This is a genomic window from Bacillus sp. NTK071, assembly GCF_017303315.1.
Taxonomy (GTDB): Bacteria; Bacillota; Bacilli; order Bacillales; family Guptibacillaceae; genus Guptibacillus.
Map to the genome: position 1 here is coordinate 1 of NZ_JAFKOI010000129.1, position 260 is coordinate 260.

Genomic DNA, 260 nt, shown 5'->3' on the forward strand with positions numbered 1-260 from the left:
TTCCAGCGCCGCGCCCTGATGCACCGAATCGGCGGCGATCGGCGCCGAGAACTTGCGCGCATCCTCGATTTCCGGGGTCATGCCCGAGGCGTCGACCGCGTCCGCAAGCCGGTCGGCGGCATTGCGGGTCAGCAAAAGGCGCAGCTTTTCGCGCTTGGGATTGAGCAGCGCGTCGCGCACCGCGTGCAGACCGAAAAGCCAGACGGTCTCGGCCGCCGCCGCCCGCTTGCTGCGTTCCTTTTCGATCACCCAGGTCGGTT

The 260-nt window shown here is 67.7% G+C and carries 1 protein-coding gene; it reads right to left on the reverse strand.

What is annotated here, in order from left to right:
* A partial coding sequence (locus tag JI666_RS22235; protein WP_206895091.1) for a hypothetical protein occupies positions 1 to 260 on the reverse strand: 260 nt, incomplete at both ends.